The following is a 16,125-nucleotide window of genomic DNA, read 5'->3' as shown; positions in this document are numbered from 1 at the left end:
TTACTCCGGTGGCAGCGGTGCGGCAGACCCTCCCGACGCGGTCGGTGATGCAAATTCCGTGGCTGGCAGCTCCGAACGAACCCCGACCACCACCCCCACCGTTGCCCAGGCCGTCACGACCGCGTCGTGAGCGGCGCCGCCGGTGCCATAGAGACGAGCTGCGGTCTCGGCGGTGGCGGCAGCGAACGCGGCGAAGTCGCTTCGCCGGGTGAGACCCGTGCCGGTCAGGGTGTCGTACCAGATTTGACCCGGCGTCTCCCAGGCATTGCCGCCGAGAGCTTCGGCGACGAGGTAGAACGCGCGGTTGGGGATACCCGAATTGAGATGCACTCCGCCGTTGTCGTCTTCGGTTTCGATGTACCCGGCCATGGTGTCCGGCTGTGGATCCTTGCCGAGAACGTCGTCGTTGTAGGCCGTGCCGGGCGCTTTCATGGACCGCAGCGCGACACCCTCAACTTGGTCGGTGAACAGGCCTTCGCCGATCAGCCAGCTGGCCTCGCTCGTTGACTGGTCGGCGGCGTACTGCTCCACCAGAGCCCCAAAAACGTCGGAAATGGACTCGTTCAGTGCCCCCGACTGGTCCCGATATTCGAGGTTGGCGGTGAATTGGGTGACGCCGTGGGTGAGCTCATGCCCGATCACGCTGGGCGAGATCGTGAACCGGTTGAAGACCTCGCCGTCGCCATCACCGAAGACCATGCGCTCGCCGTCCCAGAAGGCATTGTCGTAGTTCTGGCCGTAGTGCACCGTGGCGTTCATCGGAAGCCCCAAACCGTCGATGCTGTCACGACCGAACTCTGTCCAGAACAGGGATTGCGTAGCGCCCAGACTGTCGAAGGCCTCATTAGCTGCGGGATCGGGGCCAGCCGGTTGCCGCTCGGTTCGTACCTGGCGACCGGGCAGGCGTTCCTGACCGCCGGCATCCGAAATGGTTCGGTCGGATTCTCCCGGGGTGCGCGCCGGCTGGATGCGCTCCTGGGGCAACGGATGGGCCCCACCACGCAGCTCCCGAATGTGTGAGTCGCGCAGCAGCGAGTGCCGTGCGGCCGCCGCGGCCTGAGCGAAGCGCGGATCGTCAAGTTTCGCCAGTCGCACCAACAGGTACGGCGGAACGATTGAGCAGTGCCGGTGAAGCACCTGGCCCGTTTGCGGCACCCTGTTCTGCGGCGCCGTGTTCTGTGGAGTATCCATGAGCAGAGTCTGGCACCGGGCGCCGACATTGCAACCGTACGGTGTGTGCGGCTTCGGTCACCCGTCGCGACCCCGCCACGATCCATCGCTACCTCTCCCTCGACAGCGGCGGAACATATTCCCTGCACAGCATGAATGCTTTCGAGGATGCGCTCGGCCGAATCCGCTAAAGGGACCGGTTGTTCACGGTTTCCGGCCAGCTGATGTCTAGGCTGGGTTCATGCGCGCACAAGACGTCCCCACGCCCCCGGTACCTCGCACCCCGCTGACCGATCGGCTCGGCTGGCTCGGCTTACGCAGCGGACAGATTCTGCTCGTGATTATTCTCGCATCGGCGGTCATCTACGGCCTCGTGCAACTCAAGCTTGTCGTTATCCCGGTGTTGATCGCCATTATTCTCGCCGCGGCGTTGAGCCCGGTCATCAACGGTCTGCGCAAACGCGGCGTCGCTGCCATCCTGGCCACCTGGATCACCCTGCTCGGTGGCATTGCCGTTTTCGGTGGCATCATCACGCTCATTGTTTTCGCGGTTCGCGACCAGTGGAATGAACTGTTCTCCTCGGCCTCTGAGGGCATCGACCACCTGCAGGAGTATCTGATCGATGGACCGATTCAGATCGACGAGCAGCAGATCGACGACGCACGCACCGCGGTGGTCGACTTTCTCACCAGCAGCCAGTTCGGTACCGGGGCGCTCGCCGGAGCATCCGCTGTTTTCGAACTGATCACCGGCGCCGTGCTTCTCATGGTCATTCTGTTCTTCTTTCTCAAAGACGGCGGCCAGATCTGGAACTTCTTCCTATCGCCGTTCAAGGGGGAACGCCTCGCCCGCGGACGCCGAATCGGTCACACTTCGTTGCGGGTTCTCGGCGGCTATGTGCGCGGCACCGCGATCGTGGCCGCCGTCGATGCCACCGCGATCGGCATCGGCCTGGCCATTCTGCAGGTACCACTTGCACTGCCGCTGGCTGTCATCGTCTTTCTTGGCGCATTTATCCCCCTGATCGGCGCCACTGCGGCCGGTGTGCTGGCCGCCCTGGTGGCCCTGGTCGCGAGCGGACCGGGCGTCGCCCTGATCGTCATCATCATCGTGATCGCTGTCAACCAGCTCGAGGGCAACTTTCTCCAGCCGGTCGTCATGGCGCAGTCGCTCAAACTGCACCCGCTCGTCATTTTGGTGGGGTTGACGGCCGGCACCATCCTCGGCGGCATCGTCGGTGCCGTGCTGTCGGTGCCGATCGCGGCCGTTGCGTGGGCGATCGCCAAGGCGTGGAACACCCCGGATACACCGCGGCCGCGGGCGATCCCGCCCAAGCAGCGCAAGCGCCAGCGCTAACCCGGCGCATCCGTACTGCCCGTACTAGCGCTGCCACCCGCCTGACTGGAGAACACCGTGACGTCGAGCCCGTTTCACCTGCCCCGCCCGCGAGTGACTCTCGGGCAGGCGCGGGAACTTGCACGCGAGCGGTTCGGCGTCACGGGCACCATCACCGAGCTGGGCAGCCATCAGGACCGCAACTTTCGGATCGAATCGGATGCCGCCACGTTCGTTCTGAAGGTCTCCAACCCGGCAATCGCCACCGTTGAACTCGAAGCGCAGAACGCGGCCCTGGCGCACCTTCGCGGCGTGGGACTGGATTTGCCAACTGCCGTCGCCGGCCGCGATGGCCGGGAGATCGCTCGGGTTGAGCTCGACGGGCAAACTCTGGACCTGCGGCTGCTCAGCTACGTCGAGGGCGCACCGCTGACCGACGCGCGGCGACTCTCGGCCGTGCAGATTCGGTCTCTGGGCGATGTGGCCGGCCGCATTGCGCGGGCCCTGGCCGATTTTGAGCACCCCGGAACCGATCGGTTTCTGCAGTGGGACCTACGGCGCGGCGGCGACGTCATCGACGCGCTCCTGCCCTACGTCAACGACGTCTCCCACCGGGAGCGCCTGAAAACGGTGACCGATATGGCCCGCCAGCGGGTTACCCGGCTCATCGCTCACCTGCGAGTGCAGACCATTCACGGCGACCTCACCGATGACAACGTCGTCAGCGCCGCCACGGCACCGGTCGACACGATCACCGGAGTCATCGACTTCGGCGATGTGGCTGCGGGCTGGCTCGTGGCCGAACTTGCCGCGACCTGTGCCTGCGTGCTCTATCGAAGCCCAAAAAATCCGCTGGCAATCCTCGACACGATCGAGGCTTTTACCGCGTGGATGCCCCTCACCGACGCCGAACTGAGCGCCCTCTGGCCGCTGATCGTGCTGCGCACGGCGGTACTCGTGGTGAGCGGCGAACAGCAAGTGCACCTCGACGGGGACAACGACTATGCCGACGCGAACCGTGCCCGCGAGTGGCTCGCCTTTGAAGTGGCAGCCGACCTCGACGCTGTGCAGCTCGAAGCTCTCATCCGCCTGGCACTGACCGCTGAGGTCGCACCGATCGTGACCGGCCCTGACTTGCTGCTGGGTCGCCTCGACCCGGCCGCCATCATCGACCTGTCGGTCACTAGTGCCGTCTTCGATGCCGGAAGCTGGCTCGAACCGGGCATCGACGCGCGGATCGCCGGCGAGGCCGCAGCCCGTCTCGGCCACGCCGTCACCCGATACGGTGAGTACCGCCTGTCGCAGACGCGCATCGATACGGCCGAGCCGTCCAGCACCCTGGCCCTCGGCGTTGAGGTGTATCTGCCCGCAGGCAGCCCGGTCACGGCCCCGATCGACGCGACCGTCATCGTCGTGGACGCCAGTACCGGAACGATGCGGCTCGAGGGAGCCGGCTTCGACCTGTGGCTGACCGGTGTGGACTCTGCCGTCCGCGATGGAGCGCAGGCTCGAGCCGGGACCCCGCTCGGACGCGTTCGCGAAAGCATCCGCGGTGCCGACGCCGCTGCCGGTGATTCCCGACACGGCACCGGCAGTGCCGGCGTGGCCGTGCAGCTCAGCCGGCTCCGCGGCATCCGCCCGCCGTTTTTCGCCGCCCCCGCACAAGCCGAACGGTGGCGGGGAGCCTGCCCGGACCCATCCGGGCTGCTCGGGCTCACGACCGCCCGCCCGTTCACCGACCCCGTCGCCCTGCTGCAGCGCCGGGACACGTCGTTCGCTCGCGTGCAGGAGCACTATTACGCGGACCCACCACAAATTGAACGTGGCTGGAAACACCACCTCATCGACACCTACGGGCAGAGCTACGTTGACATGGTCAACAACGTCACGACCGTCGGCCACGGTCATCCCCGCATCGCCGAGGCCGCACGCAGCCAGTGGTCGCTCCTCAACACCAACTCCCGCTTTCACTATGAAGAGCTCGTGCGGTTCACCGAGCGCCTCGCGGCCCTCGCTCCAGACCCGCTCGACACCGTCTTTCTGGTCAACAGCGGCACCGAAGCCGTCGACCTCGCCCTGCGGCTGGCCCTGTGCTACACCGGCAACGACACCGTTTTGTCGGTGCGAGAGGCTTATCACGGCTGGTCGATGGCAGCGGATGCCGTCTCCTCCTCGGTCGCCGACAACCCCGGTGCTCTCGACACCAGACCGGACTGGGTGCATCTGGTCGAGGCGCCGAATGCTGTGCGCGGCAAGTACCGGGGCCTGCAATCGGCACCGCAATACCTGGCGGACCTCGACGAAGACCTCCAGAAAATCGCTGAGGACGGTCGCACGGTCGCCGCTTTCATCGCCGAGCCGGTGTTCGGCAATGCCGGCGGTGTGCTGCTGCCCGACGGCTACCTGGCCGGAGTCTACGACCGGGTGCGTGAGCGCGGTGGGCTCTGCATCGCCGACGAGGTGCAGGTGAGCTATGCCCGTCTCGGCCGGTATTTCTGGGGTACCGAACAGCAGAGCGTGGTTCCCGACATCATCACCATCGCCAAAGCGATGGGCAACGGGCATCCGCTCGGAGCGGTGATCACGCGCCGCGACGTGGCCGAGCGCTTCGCCGACGATGGACCGTTCTTCTCCTCGGCCGGCGGTAGCCCGCTCAGCTGCCGGATCGGGCTCACCGTGCTCGACATCATGCGTGACGAAGACCTGCAGGGCAACGCCGACGTTGTGGGGCGGCACCTCAAGCAGGGGCTCGAGCAGCTCGGCGAACGTTTCGACCTGATCGGCGCCGTCTACGGTATGGGGCTCTATCTCGGCGTCGAATTAGTCAGCGATCGGCTGGCCTTCACGCCGGCGACCGGTGTGGCCGCCCTGCTCTGTGACGAGCTGTTGCTGCGCGGTTGCATCGTGCAGCCCACCGGTGATTTCAAGAACGTGCTCAAGATCAAGCCACCGCTCTGCCTCAGCATCGCCAGCGCCGACCATTTTCTGCACGCACTCGCCGACGCTCTCGATGATGTGTCGGTGTAGATTCCAGCGCGATCCAGCGCGACTGCAGGGGCTATGCCTGCACGGTCTATCGGCGGAATTTCACCGCGACAGGGCTCGAGGGCTCGGGCTCGGTGACGAAGACCAGACCGCCGGCGCTGTTGGCCGAGAGCATCAGCGCTTCAATCCATTCTCGATTGATCGACGGGGCCTGACTGCCGAAATATCGAAAATACAGCGTGCTGGTGGGGTCGAGCCAGATGGCACTACGACCGCTTCCATTATCGGCCGAATCGGTCCAGGTGAAGATGAAGCTTTCGCGCCTTCGCAATTTGGTGCTGATCACTATTTGCAGGTGCATGAGGGCACGATCATCGAAGGTGATCACGATGCCCGGATTGCCGTACAGCAACGTGCCCATGCGTTCACCCCCTCGTGTGTCCCCTAACTGTAGCGGTACAGGAGGGAGGGGGCACGCCGGGGGCCTTGCCGTCAAATAAGTGGCGGTGACCGCGGCGGTCATTCGCTCTGCTAAAGTGGGTAGGTTGCCGTTCAACGGCCGCGGATAAAGAGAGCTCAGGCATTTGGCCAAGGGCACCGCGCAGTGAGAGAAAGGGGATCCACTTTATGGCACTCGAACCAGATGCTAAGAAGGCGATCATCGAAAAGTACGCTACCCACCCAGGCGACACGGGGTCCCCGGAAGTTCAGATTGCAATGCTCACGCAGCGCATTCTTGACCTCACGGAGCACCTGAAAGAGCACAAGCACGACCACCACTCACGTCGTGGCCTGCTTCTTATGGTTGGTCAGCGTCGCCGTCTGCTCGGTTACCTGTCGGACATCGACATCACTCGGTACCGCACACTGATCGGCAGCCTCGGCCTGCGTCGCTAATTTTCTTTTAGCCAGTACTTTTAGCCAGTACTTTTATCAGTACAGCGCAGCGTTGACAACGCGAACTTCTTCAAAACGGGCCGTCACCATCAAGGTGGCGGCCCGTTTTGCGTACCCCGGGCAAAAGTGAAGCCGGACAGTCGGGACTGTCGGTGGCCGCCGCTAGCATCGTGAGCACGATGCAGACACGCGGTGTGCTGTGGGTTCTTTCATAGCAGCCGCATAGCGAGCGCTGCGATTGTTTTCCTATCAAGCAAGGAAGGCGCACCGACATGAACCTCTACGATCGCGGCAAGCAGCTCAGCCGGGTGGTCACAGCTACGATCGGCGTCCTGGCCGTTATCGTGGCCTCCGCTCTCGGTCTGCATTCCTGGGCCGATTCCGCCACCACCGCCAGTGCGAGCACCGGAACAGGCGCGAGCAGCAGCACCGGCTCCAGCGTGAGCTCGTCGTCAGACGCAACCGATTCCAGCGGCTACGACAGCGCGGTCACCTCGCCGGTACTCCCCGCAACCGGTGGGTTCAGTCACGCCAGATCGAACGGCTCGTGACATGCCGACCGCCGCGTGCGAGTGGCCGATCTGGAGCACTACGGCCACGCTCGTGGTCAGCAATCAATTCGAGAATCAACCGCTTCCACTCGCTGCGGCGCGCACTGTAACGGATGCCGTCCTGGCCGAGGTTGACCGTGCCGCCAGTCGGTTTCGGGCCGACTCTGAGCCCAACCGGCTGGCTTCCGATTTCAGCGGCGGTGCGCACGTCACCGAGACCCTGGCCGCGCTCGTGCGCGCAGCACTCGATGCGGCCGCACTCACCGACGGCGACGTGGATCCGACACTCGGCAACGCCCTCCGCCTGCTCGGCTACGACCGCGATATCGCCCTGGTCACCGACGATCCGAGGCCGGTACTCGCCGTTCACTCATCGGTTCCCGGCTGGAAGAGTGTCGGGCTGACCGGCAACCAACTCTCCCTGCCGGCACACCTCGCCTTTGACCTCGGTGCCACGGCAAAGGCCGTGGCCGCCGACTGGGCCACGACGCGGGTGGCAACCGAGCTGGGGTCGCCCGCTGCTCACGCTGCCCCGATTCGCTGTCGCCCTCGTGCACCGCAACGTGGCCCTGCTCGCGACCGCCTTTATTCTCGTTCATATGGTGTCGCTCCTGGGTGGTTCCCACGCTCAACTCACCGTGGTCGAATTCTTCGTTCCCTTCCTGGGCGCCTACAAGCCGCTCTGGTTGGGGCTGGGAACCGTGGCGGTCGACCTGCTCATTGCCATCATCGCCACGAGCCTGCTGCGCCGTTTCGTCGGCCTCCGGGTCTTTCGCGTTGTGCATTGGCTCACCTATCTCCTGTGGCCGATCGCCCTCGCGCACGCCATCGGCAATGGCACCGACGCCACCACGCCGTGGTTCATCGCCTTCGCCGTGCTGAGCACCATCATTGTCTTCGCCGCTGTGGCGTGGCGGGTGACGGCCGGGTTTGTCGAAAACAGCGCCAGCCGCACGCCGCAGCATCGTCCCGCCCCGGCGCAACGAATCGGGAGAATCTCGTGACCGTTGTCAGTGATCGACCCCAGGCCATGCTTGCTCCGGTCGGAATCTCACGTCTCACCCTGGCGCCGTCACCGCGTTATGCGAGCCACCTGGCAACCTTCGGCCCGTACCCGACCCGAGTGAATGATCTCCTGGGCGAACTCACCGCCTACGGCCTGACGGGTCGAGGCGGTGCAGCGTTTCCGGTCTGGCGCAAAATCATTGCCCTTCCCGCTCCGGAACGGGCTCGTAACCGCCGGGTCTCGGTCGTGGGTAATGCCGCCGAGGGGGAGCCGTTGAGCTCCAAAGATGCCACACTGCTGCGCATCGCCCCGCACCTCGTCCTCGACGGCTTGCTCCTGGTGGCCGCCCAGATGAGCGCCGCTCGGGTGGTGCTCTATGCCCCGGCCGCCGTGCTGGCCTCGGCGAGTCGGGCCATTTCCGAGCGATCGGATGCTTCCGGCATCGACCTGCGCGAAGCCAGCGACCGGTTCATCTCGGGGGAGGCTTCCGCCGTCGTGAACGCCCTGGCGGACGGACCAGCGGTGCCGCAGGATCGTACCCTGCGCCTGACCACGGTGGGTTTGGGCGGCGCGCCGACGCTCGTGCACAACGTCGAAACACTCGCCCACATCGCCCTGATCGCGCGATTCGGCGCGGTCTGGTTTCGTTCCCGCGGCTCAGCGAGCGACGCGGGAACGCGGCTCGTCACGGTCAGCGACGCGTTGTCCTTCGTCGGGCCGGCACCCTCGGGGCGAGTACTCGAAATTGCCGGCGGAACTCGCATCGACGAGGTGCTCCGCTTCGCGGGCATCAACCCGGCGACCCTGTCGGCGGTTCTCGTGGGCGGGTTCCACGGCACCTGGTTACCGGCGAACGCCTTCAACACCGGACTCGACCGAGACGACCTGGCCCGGTTCGGTGCCACGCCGGGAGCCGGGATTCTTCTGGCGCTCGAGTCCGGGCGCTGTCCACTGCAGACTGCCAGTTCCATTGCCGCCTTCCTGGCCCACAAAACAGCCGGCCAGTGCGGCCCCTGTGTCAACGGCCTGCCCGCTATGGCACGTGTGCTGGGCCGTTTGGCCGCCGGAGAACGTAGCCCGGCGCTGCCGCTGGAAGTCGCCCGGCTCGCCGGCCTGGTGGCCGGGCGCGGCTCCTGCCACCACCCGGACGGCACGGTACGGTTCGTGCTCAGCAGTCTCAGTGTCTTTCAGGCGGATGTCGCGGCGCACCTCGAGGGTCGCTGTGCCCGGAGCCACGCATGAGCATCCGTTCCAGACCCGCGACGACGACACCCACCGTCCCGGCGACACCGATCAGGCTGCACATCGATTGGACGGCGTGCGATGGGCGTGGCCTGTGCGTCGAAATTCTCTCCGCGCTGCTCGAGCGCGACGAATGGGGCTACCCGATCGCGCTCGGCTACTCCAGTCAATCGGACCGCGGCTCAAACATTGCTGTGCCGAACCACCTGCTGGCCGCGGCCGGCGAGGCCGTAGCACTCTGCCCGCGGCTGGCCCTGTCCCTCCACGTGGCCACCCACCCGGCGACGGCGCCCGCCACCCCACGGGCAGCGGCGTGGGCACCGGAACGGGGGGAGACGAGGTTGTTAGGGTAGGGGGTTGGCAATAAAGAACGGACACCACCATATGAGTCTCTGGCGTACCAAGAGCATTGAAGATTCAATCGCAGACTCGCTGGAAAAGGGACACAGCCTCAAACGCACCCTGGGCACGTGGGATCTCATGATCATGGGCGTCGCCGTGGCCGTCGGCGCGGGAATCTTCTCGGTCGGTGCCAAGGCAGCCGGCAGCTATGCCGGGCCATCGGTCACCCTCGCATTCCTGTTGGCGGCGTTCACCTGCGCCCTCGCGATCATGTGTTACGCGGAGTTCGCGTCGGCCGTCCCCGTCGCCGGCTCGGCCTACACCTTCACATATGCCACGCTCGGTGAACTGCTCGCGTGGATCATCGGCTGGGATCTGATCCTCGAAATGCTCACCGCCGCCGCCGTGATCGCCAAATACTGGGGGATCTACCTGAGCACGGTGTTCGACCTGGCCGGCTGGAATGTACCCTCCACCATTCAGGTACTCGGCCTCGACGTGAGCTGGGGCGCCTTCGTTATCGTCGCCATCTTCACCGCGCTGCTCGTGCTCGGCACCCAACTTTCGGCCCGGGTCGCGAGTGTCTTCACCATCATCAAGGTCGCCATCGTCGTCTTCGTGATCATCGTCGGTGCCTTCTTCATCAACCCGAAGAACTACACGCCGTTCATCCCCGATGCGGTACCGACAACGGGCGGTGACGGCGATGTCTGGATGCAGTCCCTGTTTTCGTTCATGACCGGTGCCGCCCCCGCGCAGTACGGACTGTTCGGACTGCTCGCCGGCGCGTCCCTCGTGTTTTTCGCGTTCATCGGCTTCGATGTCGTCGCCACGAGCGCCGAAGAAGTCAAGAATCCGCAGAAGACCCTCCCGCGCGGTATCTTTGCCGGTCTGGCGATCGTCACCGTGCTTTACCTCGGTGTGAGCCTCGTGTTGACCGGCATGGTGCCGTACACGGTGTTGGCTGACGACCCGGATGCCTCTCTCGCCACCGCCTTCGTCGCCGTCGGAGCCGGTTGGGCCGCACAGATCATTTCCGTCGGAATTCTGGTCGGCCTCACGACCGTGATCATGGTGTTGCTGCTGGGGCTCTCCCGGGTGCTGTTCGCGATGAGCCGGGACGGGCTGCTGCCCCGCGGGCTGAGCGTCACGAGTGAGAAGCGGCGGACGCCGGCTCGGATCCAGATCCTTTCGGGCACCGCGGTGGCCCTGATTGCTGGACTGACCGACGTGGGCGTGCTCGAGGAAATGATCAACATCGGCACGTTGTCGGCCTTCGTGCTCGTGAGTATCGCCGTCGTCGTGCTGCGCAAGAAGCGGCCCGATCTGCCGCGCGCCTTCAAGGTGCCGTTCTCCCCGGTGCTGCCACTGCTCTCGGCCGCGCTGTGCGTCTGGCTGATGCTGAACCTCACGACCCTCACCTGGGTGCGCTTCGCAGTCTGGCTGCTGGTGGGATTCATCGTCTACTTCGCGTACGGTCGCCGCCATTCTGTGCTCGGCATCAAGCAGCGTGCGGCCGCGGATGCGGAGGCGGAGGCGGATGCGGAGGCTCAGGCGGAAGCGCGGGTGCGGGTGCAGGCTGCTACTGCCGAGGCACCCGTCGACTAGGTCGTGTCGGTGAAGACTCCGGCGCTGGCATGCAGTTCGTCCTGAATCATGAGGGCCAGCTCCCGGAGGAGCACGGAATTGATGTCGGCGATACAGCGCGGTTTCGGGTCGAACACACTCAGTGCACCGATCCGCTCGCCCGAGGGCGATTCGATCGGAAACGCCGCGTAGAAGCGCATGAACGGCGCCCCCACGACCGACGACTTGTCCTGGAACCGTTCGTCCTGCTGGGTGTCGCCAACGATAAGCGCTCCCGGTTGCAGCACCACCGTGGCCGACATCGAATCGGCCCAGGCCAGGTTGCCCGCTGTCGGCCCGGCACTGGCTGCCACCCGCAACCGTGCGTGGTCGTGCAGCACAAACACGGCAGATTCGGTGCCGAAGGATTGCTGCGCCAACGCCACAACACGATCGAAGCGTGTGTCTCGTATTTGCGGTTCGTTTGTGTCGTCGGTCTCGACGCCAGGCGCATCGATGGCCGCGGGCCTGATTCCGGCCCGATCGAGCCGGGTCTGGGCCTGATGCAGACGCTCGGCCATTTCCCCGGCCAGAAATTCTCCCCACAATCGGTAGTCGGTCGAATTGCGATAGCGGCCGGAGACGAGGAAAGCGGTGTCGACCAACGGCAGAAAAACCGTCTGTGGCACGGCCCGGCACAGGCGTTCCGTGCGCCTGGTCAGGTGGCGTGCGTGCCGGTTGGCGATAGAACCCAGCACGCTGTCAAACGTGGGAATCGTGCGGATCGGCTGAATGTCCATCACATAGACGTAGGTCGTGTCGAGGGTTTCACGCTCGAGTGCACGCAGCAGGCGGCCCATACTGCGTTCCCAGTTCCTTTCGGAGGTGAGGTTCACGGCGTCGTTCACGCCGGCAAACACCACAATCGCATCGATCCGGCTCAGGTCCTGGCCAATAAGAAGGTTCGGGATGTCCACCAGATACCCGTAGGGGTCGGCACTTAGCGTGACATCGGCGCCACGACCCGTTCGAGCCGACAGTGCCCTCGCCAACGAACCGGGCAGAGCGAGATCGTGGCTGCTGACGCCCCAGCCGGAAGCGGGGCCACCGCCGAGGATGAGTATCCGGTCGCTGTTGACCCCCGGCGCATGGGCCTGCGGGGGACCGGACGGACGCGGAATACTCGCGCTGCCCTGCAGGATAAGACTGATCCACGTGCGCATTATCCCGACGCTCATGAGCCAGCTGAGTCCCCGCATCGTCGCTCCCCATTTCACTCACCTATCACTCTGCCCGAGGGTTGGGCCTGACCGACCATCTTTTTGGCACCACTTCGGGGGAATGCACCACGCTGCCGTGACCAGCGGTGGCCCCCTACCGGCACAAAATCATGGGTCTGATAAGCTGAACACGACCGCTTCTTCGGAAGTGGCCGAGCAACCGGAGCACAGCTGGCAGGAAGCTGGTCCTCGGTGGTGGTTTCCCAGAAGCGCAGCATCTGGTGAATTTCTACTGGTGGCCAGCAAAGACTCGCGCTGATACGCGGCTTAGTCCTGCCTGTTCGCAGCTCCTCGTCCCACTCGTGCGCCATATGGGCACGCGAGCCTTCATCGCCAGCATGGTGAGAAGCAAACTTAAAGGAGAAAACCCCCACATGGAGGGTCCAGAAATCACGTTCGCCGAAACCGTTATCGATAACGGCAAGTACGGCAAGCGCACCATCCGTTTTGAAACCGGGCGTCTCGCCCAGCAGGCGCAGGGTTCTGCTGCCGCATACATTGACGAAGAGACGATGCTGCTCTCCGCCACGAGCGTCAGTAAGCAGCCGAAGGACAACTTCGACTTCTTTCCGCTCACCATCGACGTTGAAGAGCGGATGTACGCTGCCGGCCGCATCCCGGGCAGCTTCTTCCGTCGCGAAGGTCGTCCCTCGACCGACGCCATCCTCACCTGCCGTCTGATCGACCGGCCGCTGCGCCCGTCGTTCGTCGACGGTCTCCGCAATGAGATCCAGGTTGTCATCACAGTACTGGCGATCGAGCCCGACGAACTGTACGACGTGCTCGCGATCAACGCGGCATCCATGTCGACCCAGCTCGCCGGCCTGCCCTTCTCCGGACCGATCGGTGGCGTTCGCGTCGCCCTCATCCCCGACGAGAACGGTGGCGGCCAGTGGGTTGCCTTCCCGAAGCACTCGCAGCTCGATGACGCCGTCTTCAGCATGGTCGTCGCCGGCCGCGTTGTCACCGACGCCGCCGGTACGCAGGACGTCGCGATCATGATGATCGAGGCCGAAGCCACCGACGCCGCCTGGAACCTGATCAAGGGTGGCGCCATCGCGCCGAACGAAGCCGTCGTTGCCCAGGGCATCGAAGCTTCCAAGCCCTTCATCAAGCAGCTCGTCTTCGCGCAGCAGCAGGTGGCCGATGCGGCCGCCAAGCCGACCGCCGACTTCGCCCTGTTCCCGCCGTACCAGAGCGCGACCTACGACGCCGTTGCAGCGTTGGCCTACGACCAGCTGAAGACGGTCTACACGATCGCCGACAAGGTCGAACGTCAGAACGCTGACGACGCACTCAAGGCATCCGTCAAGACCGCCATCGCCGCCAAGGTCGACGCGGGCGAGCTCGAGGCCAGCGCCAACAACCAGGTCAGTGCGGCCTACAAGTCGGTCACCAAGCTCGTTGTTCGCTCACGCGTGCTCGACGAGGGCATCCGCATCGATGGTCGTGGGCTGGCAGACATTCGTCCGCTCGACGCCGAGGTTGCGGTCATCCCGCGCGTGCACGGCTCGGCCATCTTCCAGCGCGGCGAAACCCAGATCCTGGGCGTCACCACCCTGAACATGCTCAAGCTTGAGCAGTCGATCGACTCCCTGAGCCCGGTCACCAAGAAGCGCTACATGCACAACTACAACTTCCCGCCCTACTCGACCGGTGAAACCGGTCGGGTTGGAACGCCGAAGCGCCGCGAGATCGGCCACGGAGCGCTCGCTGAGCGTGCCCTGGTTCCCGTGCTGCCGACGCGTGAGGAGTTCCCCTACGCCATTCGTCAGGTATCCGAGGCGCTCAGTTCCAACGGATCCACCTCGATGGGTTCCGTCTGCGCTTCCACCCTGTCGCTGCTGAACGCCGGAGTGCCGCTGCGCGCGCCGGTCGCCGGTATCGCCATGGGCCTGATCAGCGACACCGTTGACGGTCAGACCCGCTATGCGGCACTGACCGACATCCTCGGTGCCGAAGACGCCCTCGGCGACATGGACTTCAAGGTTGCCGGTACGAGCGAATTCATCACCGCGATCCAGCTCGACACCAAGCTCGACGGCATCCCCGCCTCGGTCCTGGCCGGCGCGCTGACTCAGGCGAAGGATGCCCGCACCACGATCCTCTCCGTACTCAACGCTGCAATCGACGCTCCCGACGAGATGGCGCCCACCGCGCCTCGCGTCATCAGCGTGCAGATTCCCGTTGACAAGATCGGCGAGCTGATCGGCCCGAAGGGCAAGACGATCAACTCGATCCAGGACACCACCGGTGCCGACATCTCGATCGAGGAAGACGGAACCGTATACATCGGTGCCGTCGATGGGCCGTCGGCCGAGGCCGCTCGCGCCCAGGTCAACGCCATCGCGAACCCGACCAACCCCGAGGTTGGCGAACAGTTCCTCGGAACCGTCGTCAAGATCGCCGCGTTCGGAGCCTTTGTCTCGCTGCTTCCCGGCAAGGATGGTCTGCTGCACATCTCCGAGGTGCGTAAGCTTGCTGGTGGCAAGCGCGTTGAGAATGTTGAAGACGTGCTCGGCGTTGGACAGAAGGTTCTCGTGGAAATCACGAAGATCGATGACCGTGGCAAGCTCTCGCTGGCCCCGGTGCTCGAAGAAGCTGCTGACACCGAAGGTCGCGCCGCGGCCTCCGACAGCGCAGACGCGTCGGTCGAGGCGTAACACCCGGCCACCTGCCCCACAGATCTCCCGATCACCTCTCGCCAGGTCGCATCGGGTAGACGGAAGGCCCGTACTGCTTGCAGTGCGGGCCTTTTCGCGTCTACCGCAAGGGCCCGGACAGGCCATGCCGGACCTTGTCGCGTGCGCTGGCCGGGTCTACCGTTCATCGCATGAGAAATCAACGGAAAGTCTTGCGCTCACTGTCGCGCCTCGGCGCCATTTCCCTGCTCGCTGCCGGCCTCATCGTCGGCGGCGCAACGGCCCCAGCGCTCGCGCAGTCCAGTACTGCGTCCACCATCGCGTCCGGTGCCGCCCTGACGAAGTACGCGGCATCCGCTCACGGATATGTCGCCCTCGGCGACTCCTTCACTGCCGGTCAGGGCGCGCCGCCCTACGCCAACGACGGTACCGCATGCCTGCGGAGCCAGCGGCTCGGCTACCCGGCGATGGCAGCCGTGGTCGGCCGATATCGGCTCGTTGCCAACAACGCCTGCTCGGGAGCCGGCACCGCCGATGTCCCGGCGCAGCTTCTCGGGGTTGATCCCGGCACCACGCTGGTCACCCTCACCGTGGGCGGCATCGACGCCGGCTCCAACCTCGTTTTGGCGGCGTGCGCTCCCGACCCGGCCAGCCCGGTCTGCAGCGGCGCCATCGCGAACAGCGTGGCCCAGCTGGGCGTTCTCGCTCCCCAGCTCGTGGCCACCTACGGTCTCGTAGCGGCAACACTGCCGAACGCGACGGTGGCGGTGTTGAGCTACCCGCGGCAGTTCCAACCCGGGCTTTCCCCGCTCGGTGACGTGCTGAACGGGGCAACGGATGCCTTGAACGCCGTCATCGCCGGGTCCGTTGCGGCGGTGGCGAATACACACGTGCGCTTTGTCGATGCGACGCAGGAATTTGCCGGTCACGGGATCGGAGCCCGGGTGCCATTCTTTGCGTTTGACCCGTTGAACCCGCTCGCGCCGGCTAACTTTCACCCCAACGCCCTGGGAAACGCTCTCGGGTATACGCGCGCTCTCATCAACGAGGGGCTCCTGCTTCGTCGGTGACCTGTGAGGCAATCTATTTGAAGAAATTGACTAAATGA

13 protein-coding genes and 1 pseudogene are annotated in these 16,125 nt (G+C 65.0%); 11 read left to right on the top strand and 3 right to left on the bottom strand.

The window, feature by feature from the left end:
• Positions 1–1,191, bottom strand: coding sequence for a M4 family metallopeptidase (locus QMK22_RS08585; protein WP_283497210.1), 1,191 nt, complete (start codon positions 1,189–1,191; stop codon positions 1–3).
• Between the two features lie 220 nt (positions 1,192–1,411).
• Here QMK22_RS08585 and QMK22_RS08580 point away from each other — a divergent pair, with 220 nt between their 5' ends.
• Together QMK22_RS08580 and QMK22_RS08575 are read left to right on the top strand one after the other, a co-directional pair.
• Positions 1,412–2,527 (top strand): AI-2E family transporter, encoded by a 1,116-nt coding sequence (locus tag QMK22_RS08580; RefSeq protein ID WP_283497209.1) that lies wholly within the window; start codon positions 1,412–1,414, stop codon positions 2,525–2,527.
• A gap of 57 nt (positions 2,528–2,584) precedes the next feature.
• Positions 2,585–5,533 (top strand): aminotransferase, encoded by a 2,949-nt coding sequence (locus QMK22_RS08575; protein ID WP_283497208.1) that lies wholly within the window; start codon positions 2,585–2,587, stop codon positions 5,531–5,533.
• Positions 5,534–5,579: 46 nt separating this feature from the next.
• On the opposite strand, the gene QMK22_RS08570 is transcribed toward QMK22_RS08575, so the two are convergent.
• Positions 5,580–5,912, bottom strand: a complete 333-nt coding sequence (locus tag QMK22_RS08570) for a DUF7882 family protein (RefSeq protein ID WP_283497207.1) — start codon at positions 5,910–5,912, stop codon at positions 5,580–5,582.
• A 206-nt stretch (positions 5,913–6,118) separates the two neighbouring features.
• Between QMK22_RS08570 and rpsO the strand changes: the two genes are divergently transcribed.
• The 7 genes and pseudogenes from rpsO to QMK22_RS08535 all read left to right on the top strand — a co-directional run bounded on the left by rpsO (position 6,119) and on the right by QMK22_RS08535 (position 11,137).
• Complete coding sequence (rpsO, locus tag QMK22_RS08565; RefSeq protein WP_092112143.1) at positions 6,119–6,388, top strand: 30S ribosomal protein S15; 270 nt, start codon at positions 6,119–6,121, stop codon at positions 6,386–6,388.
• 272 nt (positions 6,389–6,660) lie between these two features.
• Complete coding sequence (locus QMK22_RS08560) at positions 6,661–6,939, top strand: hypothetical protein (RefSeq protein ID WP_283497206.1); 279 nt, start codon at positions 6,661–6,663, stop codon at positions 6,937–6,939.
• Between the two features lies 1 nt (position 6,940).
• Positions 6,941–7,372 (top strand): annotated as a pseudogene (locus QMK22_RS17555) (FAD:protein FMN transferase); the annotation flags it as partial.
• A 16-nt stretch (positions 7,373–7,388) separates the two neighbouring features.
• A complete protein-coding gene (locus tag QMK22_RS08550) occupies positions 7,389–7,943 on the top strand; it encodes a ferric reductase-like transmembrane domain-containing protein (RefSeq protein ID WP_283497204.1) in 555 nt (184 codons plus the stop codon).
• Positions 7,940–9,187, top strand: coding sequence for an NADH-ubiquinone oxidoreductase-F iron-sulfur binding region domain-containing protein (locus tag QMK22_RS08545; RefSeq protein WP_283497203.1), 1,248 nt, complete (start codon positions 7,940–7,942; stop codon positions 9,185–9,187). The genes QMK22_RS08550 and QMK22_RS08545 overlap by 4 nt, the downstream gene beginning before the upstream one ends.
• The gene (locus QMK22_RS08540; RefSeq protein WP_283497202.1) at positions 9,184–9,540 is read left to right on the top strand and encodes a ferredoxin; all 357 of its coding nucleotides are present in this window, start codon (positions 9,184–9,186) and stop codon (positions 9,538–9,540) included. The genes QMK22_RS08545 and QMK22_RS08540 overlap by 4 nt, the downstream gene beginning before the upstream one ends.
• Before the next feature lie 31 nt (positions 9,541–9,571).
• On the top strand, positions 9,572–11,137 hold the full coding sequence (locus tag QMK22_RS08535; RefSeq protein WP_283497201.1) for an amino acid permease: 1,566 nt from the start codon (positions 9,572–9,574) through the stop codon (positions 11,135–11,137).
• Here QMK22_RS08535 and QMK22_RS08530 read toward each other — a convergent pair.
• Entirely contained in the window at positions 11,134–12,354 is a 1,221-nt protein-coding gene (locus QMK22_RS08530; RefSeq protein ID WP_283497200.1) for a GAF domain-containing protein, read from the bottom strand. The two genes, QMK22_RS08535 and QMK22_RS08530, sit on opposite strands and share 4 nt — an antisense overlap.
• A gap of 395 nt (positions 12,355–12,749) precedes the next feature.
• Between QMK22_RS08530 and QMK22_RS08525 the strand changes: the two genes are divergently transcribed.
• Positions 12,750–15,038, top strand: a complete 2,289-nt coding sequence (locus tag QMK22_RS08525) for a polyribonucleotide nucleotidyltransferase (RefSeq protein WP_283497199.1) — start codon at positions 12,750–12,752, stop codon at positions 15,036–15,038.
• Between the two features lie 170 nt (positions 15,039–15,208).
• A complete protein-coding gene (locus QMK22_RS08520) occupies positions 15,209–16,087 on the top strand; it encodes an SGNH/GDSL hydrolase family protein (protein WP_283497198.1) in 879 nt (292 codons plus the stop codon).
• Positions 16,088–16,125: the final 38 nt, after the last annotated feature.

The sequence above is a fragment of the Cryobacterium sp. PH29-G1 genome (genome assembly GCF_030063365.1).
GTDB lineage: Bacteria > Actinomycetota > Actinomycetes > Actinomycetales > Microbacteriaceae > Cryobacterium.
The sequence above is the reverse complement of the archived record's forward strand: the minus strand, read 5'-3'. Positions and strand labels throughout refer to the sequence as shown.